Source organism: Microbispora sitophila, from assembly GCF_014892245.1.
GTDB lineage: Bacteria > Actinomycetota > Actinomycetes > Streptosporangiales > Streptosporangiaceae > Microbispora > Microbispora siamensis.
The window spans coordinates 40,591-60,434 of the sequence record NZ_JADBGC010000008.1 but is presented as its reverse complement, the minus strand read 5'-3'; the positions used below and the strand labels follow the sequence as shown (position 1 = coordinate 60,434).

15 protein-coding genes are annotated in these 19,844 nt (G+C 72.6%); 3 read left to right on the top strand and 12 right to left on the bottom strand.

Annotation, left to right across the window (positions count from 1 at the left end):
• Positions 1 to 7: 7 nt before the first annotated feature.
• Positions 8 to 1,096 (top strand): sensor histidine kinase, encoded by a 1,089-nt coding sequence (locus tag IL992_RS16180; protein WP_193204183.1) that lies wholly within the window; start codon positions 8 to 10, stop codon positions 1,094 to 1,096.
• Positions 1,093 to 1,806, top strand: coding sequence for a response regulator transcription factor (locus IL992_RS16175; RefSeq protein ID WP_193204182.1), 714 nt, complete (start codon positions 1,093 to 1,095; stop codon positions 1,804 to 1,806). Before IL992_RS16180 ends, IL992_RS16175 begins: the two co-directional genes overlap by 4 nt.
• Before the next feature lie 3 nt (positions 1,807 to 1,809).
• On the opposite strand, the gene IL992_RS16170 is transcribed toward IL992_RS16175, so the two are convergent.
• From IL992_RS16170 to IL992_RS16115, 12 genes are all read right to left on the bottom strand, one after another.
• On the bottom strand, positions 1,810 to 2,772 hold the full coding sequence (locus tag IL992_RS16170; RefSeq protein WP_193204181.1) for an aldo/keto reductase: 963 nt from the start codon (positions 2,770 to 2,772) through the stop codon (positions 1,810 to 1,812).
• Positions 2,773 to 2,954: 182 nt separating this feature from the next.
• Positions 2,955 to 3,716 (bottom strand): cupin domain-containing protein, encoded by a 762-nt coding sequence (locus IL992_RS16165; RefSeq protein ID WP_193204180.1) that lies wholly within the window; start codon positions 3,714 to 3,716, stop codon positions 2,955 to 2,957.
• Between the two features lie 14 nt (positions 3,717 to 3,730).
• On the bottom strand, positions 3,731 to 5,008 hold the full coding sequence (locus tag IL992_RS16160; protein ID WP_193204179.1) for an MFS transporter: 1,278 nt from the start codon (positions 5,006 to 5,008) through the stop codon (positions 3,731 to 3,733).
• Entirely contained in the window at positions 5,005 to 6,231 is a 1,227-nt protein-coding gene (locus IL992_RS16155; RefSeq protein WP_193204178.1) for an ATP-grasp domain-containing protein, read from the bottom strand. Before IL992_RS16155 ends, IL992_RS16160 begins: the two co-directional genes overlap by 4 nt.
• Before the next feature lie 313 nt (positions 6,232 to 6,544).
• The gene (locus IL992_RS16150) at positions 6,545 to 8,038 is read right to left on the bottom strand and encodes an MFS transporter (RefSeq protein ID WP_193204177.1); all 1,494 of its coding nucleotides are present in this window, start codon (positions 8,036 to 8,038) and stop codon (positions 6,545 to 6,547) included.
• A gap of 27 nt (positions 8,039 to 8,065) precedes the next feature.
• A complete protein-coding gene (locus tag IL992_RS16145; RefSeq protein ID WP_193204176.1) occupies positions 8,066 to 9,547 on the bottom strand; it encodes an FAD-dependent oxidoreductase in 1,482 nt (493 codons plus the stop codon).
• The gene (locus IL992_RS16140; RefSeq protein WP_193204175.1) at positions 9,544 to 11,670 is read right to left on the bottom strand and encodes a molybdopterin oxidoreductase family protein; all 2,127 of its coding nucleotides are present in this window, start codon (positions 11,668 to 11,670) and stop codon (positions 9,544 to 9,546) included. Before IL992_RS16140 ends, IL992_RS16145 begins: the two co-directional genes overlap by 4 nt.
• A gap of 43 nt (positions 11,671 to 11,713) precedes the next feature.
• The gene (gene aroF / locus IL992_RS16135; protein WP_193204174.1) at positions 11,714 to 12,796 is read right to left on the bottom strand and encodes a 3-deoxy-7-phosphoheptulonate synthase; all 1,083 of its coding nucleotides are present in this window, start codon (positions 12,794 to 12,796) and stop codon (positions 11,714 to 11,716) included.
• 165 nt (positions 12,797 to 12,961) lie between these two features.
• On the bottom strand, positions 12,962 to 14,653 hold the full coding sequence (locus IL992_RS16130; protein ID WP_193204173.1) for a class I adenylate-forming enzyme family protein: 1,692 nt from the start codon (positions 14,651 to 14,653) through the stop codon (positions 12,962 to 12,964).
• Positions 14,654 to 14,658: 5 nt separating this feature from the next.
• A complete protein-coding gene (locus IL992_RS16125; RefSeq protein WP_193204172.1) occupies positions 14,659 to 15,645 on the bottom strand; it encodes a prephenate dehydrogenase/arogenate dehydrogenase family protein in 987 nt (328 codons plus the stop codon).
• 2 nt (positions 15,646 to 15,647) lie between these two features.
• Positions 15,648 to 17,723, bottom strand: coding sequence for an aminodeoxychorismate synthase component I (pabB, locus tag IL992_RS16120; protein WP_193204171.1), 2,076 nt, complete (start codon positions 17,721 to 17,723; stop codon positions 15,648 to 15,650).
• Between the two features lie 55 nt (positions 17,724 to 17,778).
• Entirely contained in the window at positions 17,779 to 18,087 is a 309-nt protein-coding gene (locus IL992_RS16115) for a chorismate mutase family protein (RefSeq protein ID WP_193204170.1), read from the bottom strand.
• Between the two features lie 351 nt (positions 18,088 to 18,438).
• Here IL992_RS16115 and IL992_RS16110 point away from each other — a divergent pair, with 351 nt between their 5' ends.
• Positions 18,439 to 19,719, top strand: a complete 1,281-nt coding sequence (locus IL992_RS16110) for an ATP-grasp domain-containing protein (protein ID WP_319018589.1) — start codon at positions 18,439 to 18,441, stop codon at positions 19,717 to 19,719.
• Positions 19,720 to 19,844 lie beyond the last annotated feature (125 nt).

The following is a 19,844-nucleotide window of genomic DNA, read 5'->3' as shown; positions in this document are numbered from 1 at the left end:
GGGTCCATTGGCGGGAGATGGAGAACTGGGGCCGGCGGTCCCGGACTTCGAGGCTTTCCTCGAAGCGCATCGCTCCGAGATTCTGGAAGCGTACGCACGGAACCTGGCGGCACTGGACAGCCCGATCAGCCGCGACCCGATCGCCCTGCGGCAGGCAATGGCGAACGCGGAGCAGATCCTCGACGACGTCGCGGAGACGCTGCGGGCCGGCACCATCAGGGTGGGCGACTCCCACAAGATGATCGCGTGGGAGGTGGGGGCGACCAGGGCGGCGAGCGGGGTCCACCCGGACGAGTCGCTCCGCGCGGCGTCGGTCTGGTTCCAGGCGGTCGTGACCTGCCTGCTGGAGCGCATGCCCGGCGACGCCGAGTCGATGCGGCTGCTCACACTGGTCGTGCTGGGGCTGGAGCGCAGCATCACGACACGGATCAGGGAGGCGTCGGCCAGCTACTCCAGCTTCCTGCTCGACAAGGTCCACGAGGCCCAGGTCGAGGAGCGCCGCCGGATCGCCCGGGAACTGCACGACCGGCTCGGGCACGGCCTCAGCGTCGCCCACCGGCAACTGGAGTTGTACGATCTGCACCGGGCGAGCAAGCCGGCGACGGCGACAGCGAAAGTGGAGACCGCCCAGCAGGCCATCCTGGAGACCATGCAGAACCTGCGCGCGGTCACCAGCGACTTGCACCCGCAGGAGCCGCTCAACAGCCTGGAGAAGGCCCTGCTGTACTACCTCGAGACCGTGGACATGGACGAGGTGGACATCCGGCTGCGGGTCAGCGGGGACGAGACGTGGGCCTCCCCCACCGTGCGCGACGAGTCCTTCCTCATCCTGCGTGAGGCGACCAGGAACGCACTCAAGCACGGCAACCCCGCCAAGGTGCTGATCCGGGTCGACTTCGCCCCCCACGAGCTGCGGGCGTCGGTGGAGGACGACGGCCTGGGCTTCGCCGAAGGAAGCGGCCGGTCGGACGGGGTGGGCCTGCTGTCGATGCAGGAACGGGCCGCGATCATCGGAGGGACGACCACCATCACGAGCAGGCCAGGCCACGGCACGCACGTCGAACTGTACGTGCCCTTCTCAGGGCTCACCGCATGACCGGATCGGACAACATGATCAGTATCGCCGTCATCGACGACCACGCGCTGTTCCGGGAGGGCCTGCGCGAGATCCTGGAGGCCCAGGAGGACTTCGAGGTCGTCGGCGAGGCCGGCGACTCCGACGGGGCGGTGGCCCTGGTCGAGCGGGAGCGGCCCGACGTGGTCCTCCTCGACGTCGAGATCCCCGGCGACGACGCCACGCAGACCGTGACCCGCATGCGCGAGATCTCGCCCGAGTCCCAGATCATCATCCTCAGCATGTACGACGGCCCGCAGTTGCTGAGCCGCCTGCTGGCGGCGGGCATCCGCGGCTACCTGCTCAAGAGCGTGCACCGCCAGGAGCTGATCTCGGCCGTCAGGAGCGTCAGGAACGAGCCCGACCGGCTCGTGCTCGCCGTCTCGCGCGACTCCTTCGCGCAGGTGCAGGGGGGCGGGTCGAAGGTGGTGCTGACCGACAGGGAGCGGGAGATCCTCGAACTCGCCGCCCAGGCGCTGAGCAACTACCAGATCGCCACCCGGCTCACGCTCACCGAGGCGACGATCAAGCGGCACCTGCACAACATCTTCACCAAGCTCGGCGCGGTCTCCCGGATCGACGCGGTCAACAAGGCACTGGCCGCCTCGCTCATCTCGCCGCGCCGCGACCAGCCGGCGCCCCGCCCCCGCCCGAACACTCCCGGCCTGCGGGGGCAGCGCTCGTTCCCCTGAGCCTCAGCCCTCCTCCAGCGGGAACGTCCTGGCGAGGTGGGCCTTGACCGGCTCGGGCAGCAGGATGCCGGCCGCGGTGAGGTTCATCTCCAGGTGGACCAGGTCGCGCGTGCTCGGCACCGGCACGATGTCGTCGCCCCGCGCCAGCAGCCATGCGATGGCCAGCCGCCCCATACCGACGTCCATCTCGGCCGCCACCCGCTGCGCGTCGCGCAGCCGCAGCAGCTCGGCTTCCAGGTTCTCCGGCGAGAAACGCGGGTCGAGGCAGCGCGCATCCCCCGGGCCGAGCTGGACCGGCGAGGTGATCCGGCCGGTCAGGAAGCCCCGGCCGAGCGGCCTGCCGGCGATGACGCCCATCCCCAGCTCGCGCGCCACCGGCAGCAACTCCCGCTCCGCCCGGCGCTGCCACAGGGAGTACTCCACCGCGACGGCGGCGACGGGCCGCGCCGCGTGCGCGCGCCGCAACCGGTCCCCGTCCAGCGCGCGGACGCCGATGTGCGCGATCTTCCCGGCGTCCTGGAGCCGGCCGGCCACGCCCATCGTCTCCTCGATGGGCGCGCCGGTGGCGCCGGGGTCCACCACGAACAGGTCGATCCGCTCGACCCCCAGGCGGGCCAGCGACGCGTCGCAGGCGCGGCCGAGGTTCTCCGGACGGGACAGGCAGTCTCGCGCCTCCCGTCGGGCCGAACCAGCCCACCGAACCGCACCGTCCCCTCGAACCGAACCAGGGGCGGCCGCGATCAGGGCCTCGTCGCGCCGGTGGGCGACGGCCTTGCCGACCAGGCGCTCGGTCTCGCCGTCGGCGTCGATCAGGTCGATCAGCGACACGCCGCCGTCGAGCGCGCGCCGCACGACCCGCATCGCCTCATCGGGGTCGGCCGGACCGTACGCGCCGGTCAGCGCGGTGCAGCCGAGCCCGAGGCTCGCGGAGACGAGGCCCTGCCCGCCGAGGCTCACGCGCCGCATGACGCCGCCCGCGACCGGCGTGGCCGTGACCGATTGAAGGGTTTCGATATCGCTTGGTCATTCACGTGGACACCGCTGGAAGTAAAGGAGGTACAAGAAACGCGAGGATGCACCCGATACCACTCAGATTGCGCGAGGCGGATTTCCACCCCTATTTTTCCCTACCGCTACGACCGTTCGTGCTACAAATCTGACAAATCATCGGGCAGGTATGAGGGAATTCCCGCCATGGAACCGCCGAACACGACGAAGCGGCTGGCGAGGTGGCCCGCGTGGGGGTTGCGGGCGCCGCGCCGGACGCCCGGCGGCACGAAGACGCCGTCGCCCGGCCCCAGGTCCACCCAGCGGTCGTGCAGGTAGAACTGCCCCTCGCCCTCGAAGACGAAGTACACCGCCTCGCTCTCCTCGTGCGGGCGGACACCGAGCGTCTCCCCCGGCAGCATGATCCCGCAGCGCAGGCAGAGCCCCGCGTAGCCCGCGCCCGGCCGGAACAGGACGTTCGCGGCAGGCGGGGTCAGCCAGGTCTCGCCGCTCCACAGCGAGCGGAACCGGGCCGGGCCTGTGCGAGGCGGGATGCCGCGCGCCGTGCCGCCCTCGGACGGCACGGCGCTCCAGACGTAGACCGTCATCTCCCGGTCGCCGGCCGACAGAGAGTACGTACTGCCCATGGGCGAGTACAGCGCGGAGGCGGCGCGCATCCGGCTGATCTCGTAGCCGACGGTGCCGACGCCCGCGCCGGCCAGCACGACCGCGACCTGCTCGGCCGCCGCCGCGCCGGGAGGCGACCACTGACGGCCCGCGGGGATGCGGACCGCGTCGACGGCGGCGTGCCGCGCGCCGATGTGCGGGCCGGCCACCGGGCTCACCCAGCAGTCGCCATGCCGCCGATACTCCAGGTCTGCGCCCCGCAGCAGCGTGCCGACCTCTTGCGTGGTCAGGTTCATGAGGGTCTCCCTGGTCACGCCCGCGCGAGTTCCGCACGGGCGGCGGAGGGGGTGAGGATCGCGTGGTACTGCCAGATGATCACCAGGCCGAAGACGCCGTACAGCGCGGCCATGCCCCACGGTGGGAGGACCGAGCCGATCGTGATGCACAGCGACGCGACGACCAGGGCCACCCGGATGTTGAGGTTGTAGACCGCCATGTAGCGGGTGCGGGACGCGGCCGGGACCATGTCGGCGAGCAGAGCCTGCCGCACCGGCACGTCCATGAGCTCACCCACGGTGAGCACCAGCGCGGCCACGAGCAGGACCCAGCCGGTGTCGCTGACGGCCAGCACCATGTATCCGGCGGTGAACAGCCCCGCCCCGGCGTACAGCCTGACCCGGTCGGGCACGCGGCGCAGCACCAGGTGGGCGACGAGCGCGAGCGCCACGACCAGCACGGTGTTCTCCGCGCGGAGGATGCCGAGCATCTCCACGCCGTCCACCCGGACCGACCACGAGCCGATCGACAGCAGGTCCTGCGCCGGCAGGTCCCTGGCCAGCCGTACGCCGATGTAGTTGATCAGCTGCAGCTCGATGCACATGAACAGCGTGGCGGCCACCAGCAGCCGGCCGAAGGCGCGGTCCTGGAGCACCAGCCGGTAGCCGTTCGCGAAGTCCCGCAGGATCGATCCGCGCGACTCGGCCGCCGCGCCGGTCTCCGCCTGCTCGGTCTCCTCCGGCCTGGTCTCCGCGATGAGGAAGTACGTGGCCGCGGCGATCGCGACGGTGCCCGTGGCGGCCAGGGCCAGCAGCAGCGTGAAGTGGCCGTTGTAGAGGAAGCCGCCGAGCAGCGCGCCGATGGCCAGCGCGAGGTTGATCGACCAGTAGTTGATCGTGTAGACGAGCTTGCGGCTCTCGGGGGTCGTGACGTCGAGGATCATCGCGTCGTTCGCCGGCATCGCGAAGCTCGCGGCGAACTTGTTGACGAGGTAGCCGCAGTAGACGATCGCCGGGCTGTGCCAGGCGGACGAGTCGGCGACCGCCATGAGCGCGAACGTCAGGCAGACGCCGGTCTCGCCGAGCAGCAGCGTGCGCCGCCGCCCGCGGGCGTCGGACATGTGCCCGCCCGCCAGCGTGCCCACGACGCCGAGCACCATCACGGTCACGACCAGCACGCCCGCGACCGCCACGCCGTACTCGAAGGCGAGGTAGATGGCCATGAACGACATGACCATCGAGTCGAGCAGGCGCTGCAGGAAGCCGACCGCGATGCGGACCCGCAGGTTCGGATGTAACGCGGCCAGGTTCATGACGTCACGCCCGCCCCGGCCGCGACGGGCTCGCCCACCTCGGCCCGTACGAGCGAGTGGACGTGCCGCGCCCGCGCGACGGCCTGCTCCTCGGTCTCCCCGGTCACGACGACGAAGCCGTGCCGGGTGCGCCAGTCCACCGTCTCCGGGATCCGGTCGCCCGGCCGGAACGGGAACTCCAGCATGTCGACGAAGTCGAGCGCCCTGGCCTCCTCCACACCGGAGACGGCGCGGACCTCGCCGGGGGTCAGGCTGAAGTACGAGATGTGGGCGACCGCCCGGCGCTCCACCGTGCCCGGCGGCCTGCCGCCGAGGATCCGGAAGACGGCCCGCTCGATGTCGAGCCCGGTGGCGAGCTGCACCAGGCGCGGGATCTGGTCGCCGCCGAGCCGCGCCTGCGACTCGACGATCCGGGGACCGGCGGCGGTCCAGATGATCTCGGTGTGGGCCGGGCCGGTCTGGTAGCCGGTCAGCCGCAGCATCTCGATCGTCAGCTCGGCCATCGCCGCCGTGTCGGGCCCGGCCTGCGCGGGGTGCACGTGCCCGGCCTCGACGAACAGCGGCGGCGGGCCGAGCACCTTGCGGGTGACGCCCACCACTTGGTGGCGGCCGTGGTCGCTGAGCGACTCCACGCTGTATTCGGGGCCGCGCAGATACTCCTCCACCAGGACCGGGCCGCCGTAGCCGTACGAGTCGAGCAGCGCGCCCCATTCGGCGACCTGGCCGGGCTCGCGCAGCAGGTAGACGCCCCGGCTGCCGGCCAGCTCGGTCGGCTTGACGACCACGGGCAGGTCGAAACCGCCGAGCAGGGCGGGCACGTCCTGCCAGCGCGCCGCGTGGGCGAACCGCACCGGCGACAGGTCGTGCTCGGCGAGCAGCCGCCGCAGCTGGAGCTTGTCGTTGAGCAGTTCGATCGAGCGCGCGGGGTTGACCGCCTTGCCGAGGTCCTCCGCGATGCGGTAGGTCGCGAGCATGCTCTCCTCGGCCCCGATGTGGTAGACGAGGTCGGCGCCGAAGTCGCGCACGGCCTGCCGTACGGCCCGGTCGAACGCGACCGGGTCGGCGAAGTCGGCGAGCACGAAGGCGTCGGCCAGGTCGGCGATGCCGGCCAGGTAGTCGGGCGTCTGCAGGGTGGGATCCCAGACCGCGCAGATCCGGTGCCCCTCCTCTCGGGCCTTGATGACGAACGCCCGGTAGGGCATGACCATGACGAGATCGCTCACCGGGATCCTCCCCTCTTTCTGCTGGAAGCGGCTGTGTGCTTTAGGTGGGTCAGTCAGTAGGGCAGTTCGCGGCCCGACGGCGTGCGGAGATCGGGCGAGTTCGACTGGGGCTTCCTGGTCGGCTTGCTCACGCGGATGCGACGTGCCATCGAAATCCCTCCAGATCCCGTACGAGCCGTTTCACGGGCCCTCTGACCAGCACGCTAGGCATGGGCACAGGCCCCTACAACGGCCGCGCACCCTAATGACCAGACCGGATGACGGAAGGGGCAGACGGCCTACAACTTTGGTTATGCGGGGGTGCTACGAAAATTCAGACCTGCGCGTAGGCGAAGCTCGGCGCACGGCTCGGCCCGCGCCGCAGGTAGGTCCACCAGGTGAGCCCGGCGAGCAGCACGTAGGAGCCGACGAAGATCCACAGGGCGGGCAGCGACCATCCCGCGTGCTCCTGGGCGACGCGGGCCGCGGCGGCGCCGGTCATGCCCTTCATCGCGCTCGCCGCGTCGAGGCTCGCCAGGCGGAACACCTGCTGGATCAGGAACCCGCCGAACGCGCCGATCGCCCCGGCGATGCCGATCACGGCCGCGGCCCTGCGCTTGTAGTCCGTCGCGGTCAGCGCCGGGTCGAGGCCGCGCCTGGCCGCCTCCCTGCGTCCCAGCTCGCCGAAGATCACCGGGATCATCCGGTACGTCGAGCCGTTGCCCACGCCGGAGCAGGCGAAGACGACCAGGTAGGCGCAGAAGAACAGGCCGAAGTCATGGCGGATCACTCCGGCCGCCGCCGCGACGGTCGCCGCGACCATCCCGCCGAAGACGGCCAGCGTGACCCGGGCCCCGCCGTACCGGTCGGACAGCCGTCCGCCGAGCGGCCGGGCGACCGACCCGGCCAGCGCCCCGACGAAGCCGAGCCCGGCGAGATAGTCACGCACGAACGGGTGCTGCGCGAGGAACTCGGGGAACGTCGTCCTGGTCACCAGCGGCAGTGCGAAGGAGAACCCGATGAACGAGCCGAACGTGCCGACGTAGAGCAGCGACACGATCCAGGTCTGCCCGTGCCGCAGCGCCGCGGCGTACGACCGGGGGTCGGCCTTGGCCTCGGCGAGGCTGTCCATGAACAGCCAGGCGCCGATCCCGGCCACCACGATGAACGGCATCCAGACCAGACCGGCGTACGCGAGGTGGACCCGGGTGCCCGACGCCGCCACGGGCACGCCGGCGACGACCACCAGCGGCACCAGGAGCTGGACGACCGCGACGCCGAGGTTGCCGCCGGCGGCGTTGAGGCCGAGCGCGAAGCCCTTGCGCCGCTCGGGATAGAAGAACGAGATGTTCGCCATCGACGAGGAGAAGTTGCCGCCGCCGACGCCCGCCACGGCGGCGCAGGCGAGCAGGATCCAGAACCTCGTGTCGTGGTCCTGCGCGGCCAGCCACCCACTCGGCACGACGAACGCCAGCAGCGAGGACGGGACCAGCAGCAGCGCCGCCGAGATCGTCGTCCACACCCGGCCGCCGAAGCGCGGCACCGCGAACGTGTACGGGATCCGGATCGCCGCGCCCACCAAGTTGGGCGCGGAGACGAGCCAGAACGACTCCGACACGCTCATCGGCAGCCCGGCGGCGGGCAGGCTCAGCACCACCACCGACCACAGCACCCAGATGGCGAAGCCGAGGTGCTCGGTGAAGACCGACAGGATCAGGTTGCGCCGGGCCACCCGGCGGCCCGTGGTCTCCCAGAACTCCTCGTCCTCCGGGTTCCAGTGTTCGATCCATCCGCGGCCGCGCCGGGCGGCCGCCGTCCTGCGAGTCATGAGCAACTCCTCGTCGGCGTGGGGGTCTCAGAACTGGGCACGTGCCACTCCGGCGGCTTCTTCCTTGTCCGACTGGGCGAGCCAGCGGGCGATGCCGCACACCGCGTCGGTGCAGGTGCCGCAGCCCGTGGTCGCCCGGGTGGCCGAGGCGAGGGCGGTCAGGTCGCGAGCTCCGGACCGCCACGCGGCGACCAGCTTGTCCTTGCTGACCGCGTTGCAGCGGCACACCACGCTCGTCCCGGGCAGCGCCGCCGCGTTCCCGCCGCCGGGGGCCGCGCCCTCGCCGTACGGCATGGCCCGGCCGAGCAGCAGCGCGAGCCGGTCGGGCGGCACGGGCAGGCCGCGGTCGTAGAACTGGGTGATCGCGGCGGCGGCGTCGGGCACGCCGAGCGTGATTGCGCCCGCGACCCGCTCGTCGCGGACGACGAGCTTGGCGTAGCGGCCCCGGGCCGGCTCGCTCAGCCACAGCACCTCGGCGCGCGGGTCGTCCGGCCCGGCGTGCACGTCGCCGAGCGCGGCCAGGTCCACCCCGCTCGCCTTGAGCCGGGTCACCACCTTCGTGCCGCGGTACGGCGACCGCGTGCCGGTGAGCAGCGCGGCCAGCGCGGCGGCCTGCTCCCAGGCGGGCTGCACCAGTCCGGGGACCGTACCGGGATGCCGGGCGCAGTCGCCGATCGCGTGGATCAGCGGGTCGCTCGTGCGCAGATCGTCGTCCACCAGCACGCCGCCGTCGACGTCGAGCCCGGCCGCCGACGCCTGCGCGGTCTGCGGGCGCACCCCCGCCGCCACGACGACGAGGTCGGCCGCGACCAGCCGGCCGTCGTCCAGCTTCAGCCCGTCGCCGGGCAAGTAGCGGGCCGCCCGCGAGTTCAGCAGCACTCGCACGCCGAGGCCGCGCAGGACCTGGGCGAGCACCTGGCCCGCGCCGTGGTCGAGCTGGCGCTCCATCAGGTGGCCGCGCGGGTGGACGACGGTGACCGCGTTGCCGCACGTCGCCAGGCCCCTTGCCGCCTCCAGGCCGAGCAGGCCGCCGCCGAGCACGGCCACCCGCACGCCGCCGCGCGCTCCGGCCGCGATCGCGGCGCAGTCGTCGAGCGTGCGGAACGTCGCCACGCCGGGGGCGAGATCGCCGTCGTCGCCGGTCAGCCCCTCCACGGGCGGCACCCACGCACGGGCGCCGGTGGCCAGCACGAGCACGTCGTAGCCGACCCGCGTGCCGTCGTCGAGCGCGACGCGGCGCCCGGCGCGGTCGATCGAGACGACCTCGCGGCCCCGCAGCACCTCGACGCCGTGCGCGGCGGCCCAGTCCTCCTCCTGCAGCCGCACCGACTCGGCGGACATCGCGCCCGCCAGCACGTTCGACAGCAGGACCCGGTTGTACGGCGGGTGCGGCTCGTCCCCGATCGCGACGATCGCGACGCGCTCCCCCGCCGGGTCCCGGCGGCGGATCTCCTCCGCCAGCCGGGCCCCGGCCATGCCGTAGCCGGCGATCACGACTCTGGTTGTCACTGCGCCTCCCGTTCCCCCGCCGGCGACAGCCGTACGGCGCAGACCTTGAATTCGGGCATCCGGCTGACGGGATCGAGCGCCGGATTCGTCACGAGGTTGGCGCGCTGGGCGCCCGGGAAGTGGAAGGGCAGGAAGACCACGTCGGGCCGCATCGACGGCACGCAGCGCACCGTCGCGAGGACCCGCCCGCGTCTGCCGACGACCGCCGCCGCCGCGCCGTCACGCAGCCCGGCCCGCCGCGCGGTGTCCGGGTGCACCTCGACGTACGCCTCGGGCACGGCCGCGCGCAGTTCCTCCACCCGGCGGGTCTGCGCGCCCGACTGGTAGTGCTGGAGCACCCGCCCGGTGATCGCGTACAGGGGGAACTCCTCGTCCGGCGGCTCGGCCGGCCCTCTGTGGTCGACGGCGGCGAACCTGGCCCGCCCGTCGGGATGGGCGAACCGGTCCAGGAACAGCCGCGGCGTCCCCGGATGCCCCGGCTGCCGGGGGACGGGCCACTGGAGCCGCTCCCCGGCCCGCAGCCGGTCCCAGGTCACGCCCGAATAGTCGGCGGGGCCGCCCTCCGAGGCCGCCCGCAGTTCGGTGAAGACCGTCTCGGGGTCGGTGGGGAAGCGCTCGGGCGGCTGCCCGAGCCGTACGGCCAGGTCGTGCAGGACCTCCAGGTCGGTGCGCACCCCGGGCGGCGGGGTCAGCGCGCGGCGGCGCAGCAGCACGCGCCCTTCGAGGTTGGTCAGCGTGCCGTCCTCCTCGGCCCACTGCGTGATCGGCAGCACCACGTCGGCGGCCCTGGCGGTCTCCGACAGCACGATGTCGGCGACCACGAGGAGGTCGAGCGCGGCCAGCCGGTCGGCCACCCGGGCCGACTGCGGCGCCGACACGACCGGGTTGCTGCCGAAGACCAGCAGCGCGGACGGGCCGCCGGAGGTGCCGAGCGCGTCGAGCAGTTCGAACGCCGACCGTCCAGGCCCGGGCAGCGTGGACGGCTCGACCCCCCACACCCGTGCCACGTGCGCGCGGGCCGCCGGGTCGTCGATCCGCCGGTAGCCGGGAAGCTGGTCGGCCTTCTGCCCGTGCTCGCGCCCGCCCTGCCCGTTGCCCTGGCCGGTCAGGCAGCCCCAGCCCGAGCCCAGGCGGCCGGGCAGGCCCAGCGCGAGCGCCAGGTTGATCCAGGCCCCGACCGTGTCCACGCCTGTGGCGTGCTGCTCCGCCCCCCGGGCGGTCAGCACGTACGCGCTCGCGGCCTCGGACAGGATCGCGGCGGCCCTGCGCTGGTCGGCGGCGGCGACGCCGGTCACCCGCTCGACCCGCTCGGGCCACCAGGCGGCGGCCACCCGCCAGGCCTCCTCGAAGCCCGTCGTGCGGCCGGCGACGTACGCGTGGTCGAGGCGGCCGTCGGCCACGGCGGCGTGGAGGATGCCGAGCGCCAGCGCGAGGTCGGTGCCCGGTGCCGGCGCGAGGTGCAGCGCCGCACGCTCGGCCGTGGGAGTGCGCCGGGGATCGACCACGATCAGTCCCCCGGCGTCCATGGCGCGGCGCAGGTGTGACAGGAACGGCGGCATCGTCTCGGCCGGGTTGGCACCGGCGAGCAGCACCGCGTCCGCGCCCTCCAGGTCGGCCAGGGGGAACGGCAGCCCCCGGTCGAGGCCGAAGGCGCGGTGCGCCGCGGCCGCCGCCGACGACATGCAGAACCTGCCGTTGTAGTCCACTTGCGAGGTGCCGAGCGCCACCCGGGCGAACTTGCCGATCAGGTACGCCTTCTCGTTGGTGAGCCCGCCGCCGCCGAAGACCGCGACGGCGTCCGGCCCGCGCTCCGCGGCGATCTCCTTGATCCTGCGGGCGACCAGGCCGAGGGCCTCGTCCCAGCTCGCCGGGCGCAGGGTCCCGCCGTCCCGGACGAGCGGCGTGGTGAGCCGGGCCGGCGAGCCGAGCAGGGCCGCGGCGGTCCAGCCCTTCTGGCACAGTCCGCCGGCGGACGGGTCGCGGGGCCGCACCCGCACCGATGCGCGGCCCGCCGGGCTGAGGGTCATGCCGCACTGCAACGCGCAGTACGGGCAGTGAGTGTCGACAGCGGCACCGACGCCGTTGCCGGCGTCCGCCGGGCGCGTGCTCGTCGCCGCGCGCATCGCTCCACCTCCTCGACCGGCACTCGTACGCAGCCGGGCCGGTCTAGACGACGTCGGGGGTGAGTGCGTCGTGGATCTCGGAGTAGTCGGCGGCCGGGGCCGGGGCCAGCCGGCGGCCGACGCCGAGCGCGAGCATCTCCAGGCGGTTCATGAGCCGGGCGAAGTCCTCGGGGAGCAGCGCCTGCTTGCCGTCGCACAGCGCCTGCTCGGGCTGGACGTGCACGTCGATCAGCAGGGCGTCCGCGCCCGCCGCCACGGCGGCCAGCGTGAGCGGCTCGATGAGCTCGGGGATGCCGAGTGAGTGGCTGGGGTCGACCATCACCGGCAGGTGGGTGCGCCGCTTGAGCAGCGCCACCGCCGACAGGTCGAGCGTGAAGCGGGTGGCCCCCTCGAACGTCCTGATCCCCCGCTCGCACAGCACGACCTGGTCGTTGCCCTCGGCGAGGAGGTACTCGGCGGCGGTGAGCAGCTCGTCCACCGTGCAGCCGAAGCCGCGCTTGAGCACGGCGGGCATACCGCTGCGGCCCACCTCGGTCAGCAGCTCGAAGTTCTGCATGTTGCGGGTGCCGATCTGGAAGCCGTCGATCACCTCGGCCATCCGGTCGACGTGCCGGGGATCGACCACCTCGGTCAGGATCGGCAGGCCGGTCTCCTCCCTGGCCTGCACCAGCAGGTCCAGGCCCGCCCACTTGAGGCCCTGGAAGGAGTACGGCGTGGTGCGCGGCTTGAACGCGCCGCCGCGCAGGCCGACCGCGCCGTGCCGGGCGACGGCCCTGGCCGTGGACATCATCTGCCCGGGGTTCTCGACCGCGCAGGGTCCGGCGAAGACCGCGATGTCCCCGTCCCCGATCACGGCGGAGCCGATCGTCACGGCCGTGCCCGAGGGGAACAGCTCGCGCCGGCCGAGCCGGAAGCCGCCGCTCGCCCGTGCCGTCTGCCGGGGCCTGGGCAGGTCGGCCGGGAGGGGCGGCAGGGTGCCGGGCCCCTGCGCCACCATCACGTCCGCCCCGCCCAGCCGGTACGTCGTGGCCGTGGTGCCGGTGGAGTCGAAGTGCTGGGCCCATCCGGCGATGCCGGACGGATCGATAGTCGAGTCGAACACCAGCAACAGCTCGGCGTCGGTCATGGGAATCTCCTCCACATCCGTGTGGTCGGGTCGGAGTGTCTTCTGCGTGTGCGCCGCCGGGCCGGGCCTGGGGGGGAACCTCCGGCCCGGCGGCGCGGATCGGGTGCGGATCGCCGTTGATCCGCGTGCGGATCGCGGGAATCGGGGGGCGTCGGCCGGGTGGGATCAGACGAAGACGTCGGTGAGGATCGTGCCGAGCTGCCTGCCGCTGTTCTCCCGGATGTAGGTGGACAGCGAGCTGTACTTCTCCCGCAGCCGGCGCTTGAGGACCTTGCCGGTGACGCCGACCGGGAAGTCCTCCTCGTTGCGCGCGACCTCCAGCATGGTCAGCTCGGGGTGACCGGCGGCCTTCAGCTTCTCGTTCGCCTCGTTGAGCAGCTTCTGCGCGTCCGGCCTGGCGGCGCTGGACGTCACGACCGCCACCGGGACCGTGCGGCCGCGGTGGATGCCCGCCACCACGGCGCAGTCGAGGACCTCGGGCAGGTCGTTGAGCAGCAGCTCCTCCATGAAGACCGAGTAGCCGGTGCCGGTCGGGGTCTCGATCGCGTCCACCGCCCGGTCGACCTGGAAGTAGTTGCCCGCCTCGTCGCGGTAGGCCATGTCGCCGGTCAGCCAGTAGCCCGACAGCTTGCTGCGGTAGGTGGTGTCGGAGTCGCTCCAGTATCCGGCGGTGATCGCAGGGCCCTTCGCCCCGAGCAGACCGACCTCGTTGACGTCGGCGATCGTGCCGTCCCTGCGCAGCACGGCGACCTCGGCGACGCCGACCGGCTTGCCCACGCACCGGTCGTTGCGCTCGTCGGCCAGCGTGCGGACCTTCAGCAGCACGCCCCAGCCCAGCTCGGTGGTGCCGAGGCGGTCGAAGAACGCGGCCGGGGGCAGCGACGGGTCGCGCATGGCCAGGATCGACTTGATGTGCTTCTCGTGGACCGCGTCGCCGATGGAGATCCAGACGTTGACCGAGTCGATCGTCCCGGCCGGCAGGTCCGCGCCCGCCAGCTCGGCGTACGCGTGGCCGAAGGCCATGACGGTCGTCGGGCGGTACTTCTCGACGGCCTTGGCCAGCTCGGGGCCGCTGGTGTCGAACCACGGCACGATGGGCGTGCCGCCCAGCACGGCGTACGTCGTGTAGGCGATGCAGCCGAGGTGCGACTGCGGCAGCGCGGTCATCATCACGGCGCCCGGCTGCTCGTGGTGGTCCACGAGGCGGAAGCGCGGCCCGGCCACGCACGAGCGGTGGGTCTGGATGACCGGCTTGGGCCGCCCGGTGGTGCCGGAGGAGTGCAGGATCGAGACCGGGTCCTCGCCGACGTGGCGGAAGCGGGCCTCCTGCGGCAGCACGGCGGGCGGGGGCGCGGGCAGCTCCTCGGCCACCTGCGTCCACCGCAGGCCGGGCAGCAGGTGGAACTCCTCGCCGAGGATCTCCAGGTGGGCGATGTCGGTGTACATGCCGACCGGGCTGGTCTGGCGGCACAGCTCGGTGGCGATGTACCGCGACGCCTTGCTGTTGACCAGCACCGCCACCGCGCCGATCTGGGCCAGCGCGTAGAAGTGCAGGGAGTAGGCGAAGGAGTCCTCCAGGTAGATGGCCACGCGGTCGCGGGGCCGCACGCCCTGGCGCAGGTACCACACCGACCAGCTCTGGGCCAGCTCGTCCAGCTCGAGCAGGCTGAACTCGGTCTGCTGCTCACCCTTGGTGTTGGTCAGCGGCCTGCCCAGGTGGATGAACGGCAGCTCGGGGTGCGGGTTGGCCTCGATGGCCTTCGTCAGCAGGTTGCCGCCGCCGAGGTCCGGGTCCGCGGCGAACCTGGCGCGCTGCTCCGGCGTGAGGACGGTCTCGTGGGAGATGGAGATGGTCATCGGTCTCACCTTTCAGTAGGGACGGGAGATGACGTGCTCGTGGAGGGGCCGGGCTCGTAGGGGGTCGGGCGGTGCTCGTAGGGCCGCAGTGCGCCGAACATCTCGGCGCAGGTGTCGCGGTAGAAGCCGAGATCGGGGCCGAGGAGGTCGCGCAGCCCGCCCAGGGCCGCCGCGAACTCCGCCTCCCCGTCCGCCCGGCCGTCGAGGAGGCCGGCGAGCGTGCCCACGCCTTCGGCGAGGGCCTCGCGGGCGGCGGCGGCCTGCGGGTTGGCCGACTGGACGTCCCAGTAGACCTCCGGGGTGCCCGAGGCGATCCGGGCCAGCAGCGCGAGCATCGTGGCGTGCGGCGGCGGGGCGACCGCGGCCAGTTCTGCGACGCCGACGCCGAGGCGGGCCAGCGCGAGCCCGAACGACAGCACCGCCGCGTGGGTGAGCGCCTGCGTCGCCGCGGCCAGCCGGTCGTGCTCGTGCGCGCCGAGCCGTACGGCACGGCCGCCCCAGCTTTCGACCAGCCGCAGCAGCGCCCTCGCGCGGGGACCGTCGTGGACCACGACGGCGGCGACCGGCCGTCCCGCGAAGCCGAGCGACGGGGCGAACATCGGGTTGAGACCGGCCGCCTCGACGTCCCCGGCGTGGGCCAGGATCTCGTCGGCGATCGGGCCCTTGACCGAGAGCGTGTCGGCCAGCAGCGCGCCCGGCCGCATCGCGGCGGCCACCTGCTTCACCGCCGCCAGCGCCACCTGCTCGGGCACCGCGAGCAGGACGAGGTCGGCCCGCCCGATCTCCTCGCGGAGATCGGGCCCGATGTCCGTGATGTCGCCTCGCAGGAACCTCGCCTCGCCGGCGGGGGCCACCCCGGCGCCGGGGTCGACGACGAGCACCTCGGCCCCGGACCGCAGCAGGTGCTCGGCGAACAGGCCGCCCACGGCGCCCGCGCCGCCGACGACGACGCAGCGCCGCAGCAGTTCCGTCGTGTGGTCCCCGCGAGTCATCGTCAGGCCCCCACGGTCTGGGCCGCGGTGGCCAGCACCGCGGTGATCATGGCTCGGGACTTGACGACCGTCTCCTCGAACTCCTCCTCGGGGTCCGACAGGGCCACGATCGCGCCGCCGACGCCGAAGCTGACCCGGTCCCGGGTGGCGACGAGGGTGCGGATGATGATGCTGAGGTCGGTGGCCCCGCTCAGGGAGAACCAGCCGAGCGCGCCGGAGTAGGCGCCGCGCGGGCCCTCCTCCAGGCGGTCGATGATCTCCATCGTGCGGATCTTGGGAGCGCCGGTCATCGACCCGCCAGGGAAGGCGGCCCGCACACAGCTCACCACCGACTCCTCCGGCCGCAGCGTGCCGCGGATCGTGGAGACGAGCTGGTGCACCGGCGCGTACGTCTCGACGTGGAAGAGCCGGGGCACGTGCACCGACCCGACCTCGCAGACCGTGTTCAGGTCGTTGCGGATCAAGTCGACGATCATGAGGTTCTCGGCGCGGTCCTTCTCGCGGCTGAGCAGGTCGTGGCGGAGCGCCTCGTCCTCCTCCGGGGTCGCGCCGCGCGGCCGGGTGCCCTTGATCGGCTTGGACTCGGCGACCCGGTCCGGGCCGATCGTCATGAACCGCTCGGGCGAGGCGCTGAGCACCGCGACGTCGGGGAAGTCGAGCAGCGCGCCGTACGGCACCGGGCTGATCTTCCGCAGGTGGCTGTAGGTCCGCAGCGGGTCGATCTCGGCGCGGACGGTGACGGCGTTGGTCAGGCAGATCTCGTAGGACTCGCCGTGGTAGATCTCCTCCAGGCACTCGCCGATCCGGCTGAGGTAGCCCTGCTTGTCGTGCCGCATCTCCACCGCGTCGGCGATCGCCGGGTCGGTCATGCCGACCCCCGCGAACGCGACCGGCTCGGCCGGCTCACGCCTGGGCAGGGAGAACAGCCGCGCGGCGGTCTCGTCCAGCCAGGCGAGCGCGCCGCCGTCCGCACCCTCGTCCGTGTTTCCCGTCAGCGCGAGCAGGTAGCAGACGCCCTCCACGTCGTCGAGCACAAGCATCCGGTCGGCGAACAGCAGCGCCGCGTCGGGCTCCTCGGCCTGGTGCGCGGCCTGGCCGCCCGCCTCGGCCTTGAGCTCGTAGCCCAGGTAGCCGACGTACCCGAGGTTGAAGTCGAACGGCAGGCCCTCGGGCGCCGGCACGGCGCGCTCACGCAACCGCTCGTCCAGGTATTCGAAGAACGGCTGCTCGACCCGCTGCCGCGACCCGTCGGACCGGCGTACGGTGACCGTTCCCTCCGCCACCCGGTAGGTGACGTACTCGGCGAGCGGACCGGAGCCGTCGCCCATGAACGAGAACCGGGACAGCCCCTCGATCACCGAGCTGCTGTCGAGCCAGAAGCCGTGCTCCTTGCCCGCGAACAGCTCCCGGTAGGCGCTCTCCGCGTCCGGCAGCAGCGGCAGCCTGCGCACGTGCACCTGGAAGGGCGAACGGGCGGCGGCGGCGCGCTCCTGCCTGGCCCTGCGATGGGCCAGTGCGAGATCGCGGAAGTTGGCCAGCAGCTCGCGGCCGTGCTCGCTGCTGATCGACTCGGGGTGGAACTGGACGCCCCAGATGGGCTCGGTGCGGTGCCGCACTCCCATGACCACGCCGTCGTCGGTCCAGGCCACGGCCTCCAGCTCGTCCGGCAGGTCGGTGGCGGCCAGCGAGTGGTAGCGCACGACCGAGAACGGCGAGGGAAGGCCGGCGAAGATGTCGGCGCCGGTGTGGCGCACCTGGGAGACGCGGCCGTGCATCGGCTGCGGCGCGTGGGTGACGGTCCCGCCGAACAGGTGGCAGATGCCCTGGTGGCCGAGGCAGACGCCGAGCACGGGCAGCCCGCTCTCGCGGATGGCTCGCGCGCTCACGCCGAAGTCGCGGGCCCGCTCGGGCCGGCCGGGACCCGGGGAGATCACGACGCTGTCGAACTCGTGGATCGGCACCTGGGACCAGTCGGCGTCGTTGCGCACCACGACCGGCGGCTGCCCGTTCACCTCACCCAGGAGCTGGTAGAGGTTGTAGGTGAACGAGTCGTAATTGTCGATCAGGATCGTTCTCATTCCGGGGTTCCTCCAAGCCGTGTCGGAATAGCCGGGTGAGCCGCCGGCGCCGCGTTCACCGAGCGGCGACATCGCCGATCACCAGGTCCTCGACCCTGCAGGTCTCCGCGATGACGAGTTCGTAGAGGCGGCGCAGGAACTCGGGGTCGATTCCGTGGTCCTGCGCGTATCGGGCGGCCCGCCGCTGCACGATGCCGATGCGGTGGGGCTGCATCATCGGGACGTTGTGCTCGCGCTTGAAATGCGCGATTTCCACGCAGCACTCGATGCGCCTGCGCAGTGTGTCGAGCAGTGACTCGTCGATACGGTCGAGCGAGGCCCGCAGCGTCTCCAGACCGTCTTCTCCGGCGCCGTTGCCAGCCATGTGAACAGCCCTCCAATCGGGGGTGCACCGATGTTCCGGCCCTGTCGGGCTAATTCAGGATTCGATCCGGCGCGCATTTCTCACAACCCCTAACGGCCCCACAGCACAGCCGGACAATCCGGGATGACCTCGGGCTTCTCGGTACCCCCGAGGTCACGTGGACGGAGGGCGGCCGGCGACCCCGGTTCACCCCTATCGGGAAACCGGTCATCCCGAATGATCGGGAAATTTCATTGACCGTCCGAAAATGGGGGAACTAATCTCCGATCGCGAAGTGCCTGTGAGCACGTGCGAGAAACGGCGGTGACGAAAGTGAAACCTCGAGCATTCGTACTTACCGGATCATTCCTGGTGATCTGCCGGGCCCCTCTTTATCTGCGCGAACTGTCCCGCCGGGGGCTGCGGATCCTCGTGGTCACGCCGGCCTCCTGGCGGGAGCAGGCCCTGGCCCAGATGCGCGATCCCTCGCACCCGGCCTCGGTCATCGAGGAGATCGCCTTCACCGACGGCGACGTCAACACGGACAACTCGTTCACCGCGGGCGTGATCTCGGGCGTACGGGCCTGGCGGGACCGCTACGACATCGCCGGCGTCTACGCGGTGGGCGAGACGCTGGTCGAGCCGACCGGCCTGCTCGCCGACGCCCTGGGGCTGCCCTCCCCCGGCCTGCGGGCCACCCGCGCCTGCCGCAGCAAGTACCTCCAGCGGTGGTACCTGCCGGAGTTCAGCCCGGCCTCGGTGGTCGTCCCCCCGGCCGCGCGCGCGACGTTCTCCGCCGCCGGCGTGTCGTTCCCCGCCGTGGTCAAGCCCGCAAGCCGGCACTCCAGCTCGGGCGTGGAGACCGTGCGCGACCCGGCCGAGCTGCGCGCCCAGCTCGACGCGTACCTGCCGCACGAGACGGTGCTGGTGGAGGAGAAGGTGGCGGGCCAGGAGTTCTCCGTGGAGAGCCTGGTGCAGGACGGCCGGATCGTCTTCGCCTCGGTGACCCGCAAGGAGACGACAGAGTCCGGCACCCGCACCTTCGTCGAGCTGTCCCACTCGGTCCCGAACGAGCTCGACGGCGTCAACGAAGTCATCCTCGACGCCAACCGGCGCATGCTCGAACGGCTGGCCTTCGCGGACGGCATCGCGCACGCCGAGTGGCGGGTGGACGGCGCGGGCCGGACCTACCTGATGGAGGTGGCCGCGCGCACTCCCGGCGACGGCCTGTCGATCCTCTACTCGCTCGCGACCGGCGCCCCGATGGAGCCGGAGATCATCCGCATCGCCCTCGGGGAGCCCGCCGCCTATCCCGCGCCGCGCCGGTACGCCCGGCAGGTCTACCTGGAGCACGAGCCCGGGCGGCTCGGCGACGTGACGGTGGACTGGCCGGGGATCTCACCGGCCTGGGTGGGCGAGGGCGGCCTGTGGCCCGAGATCGAACCTGGCGCCCCGGACGACCCGCCCACCCTGCGTGCCGTGCTCGTGCTCAAGGACCGGGGCGCTGAGCTCGGGCCGCTGCACAGCTCGGACGACCGCGCCGTGACGTTCCTCATCGACGCGCCCACCCCGGCCGAGCTGGACGAGCTCGAAATGCGCGTACGGCACGCCGTGCGGATCCACACGCTCGAGCCCGCCGGCGCCCGGATGTAGGGACTCCCCTCGGACGCGCGAGGCGCGGGGGGGGGGGGGGGGGGGCCCCCCCCCCCCCCCGGGGGGGGGGGGGGGGGGGGCGGGGGGGGGGGGGCCCCCCCCGGGGGGCCGGGGCGGGGGCCCAG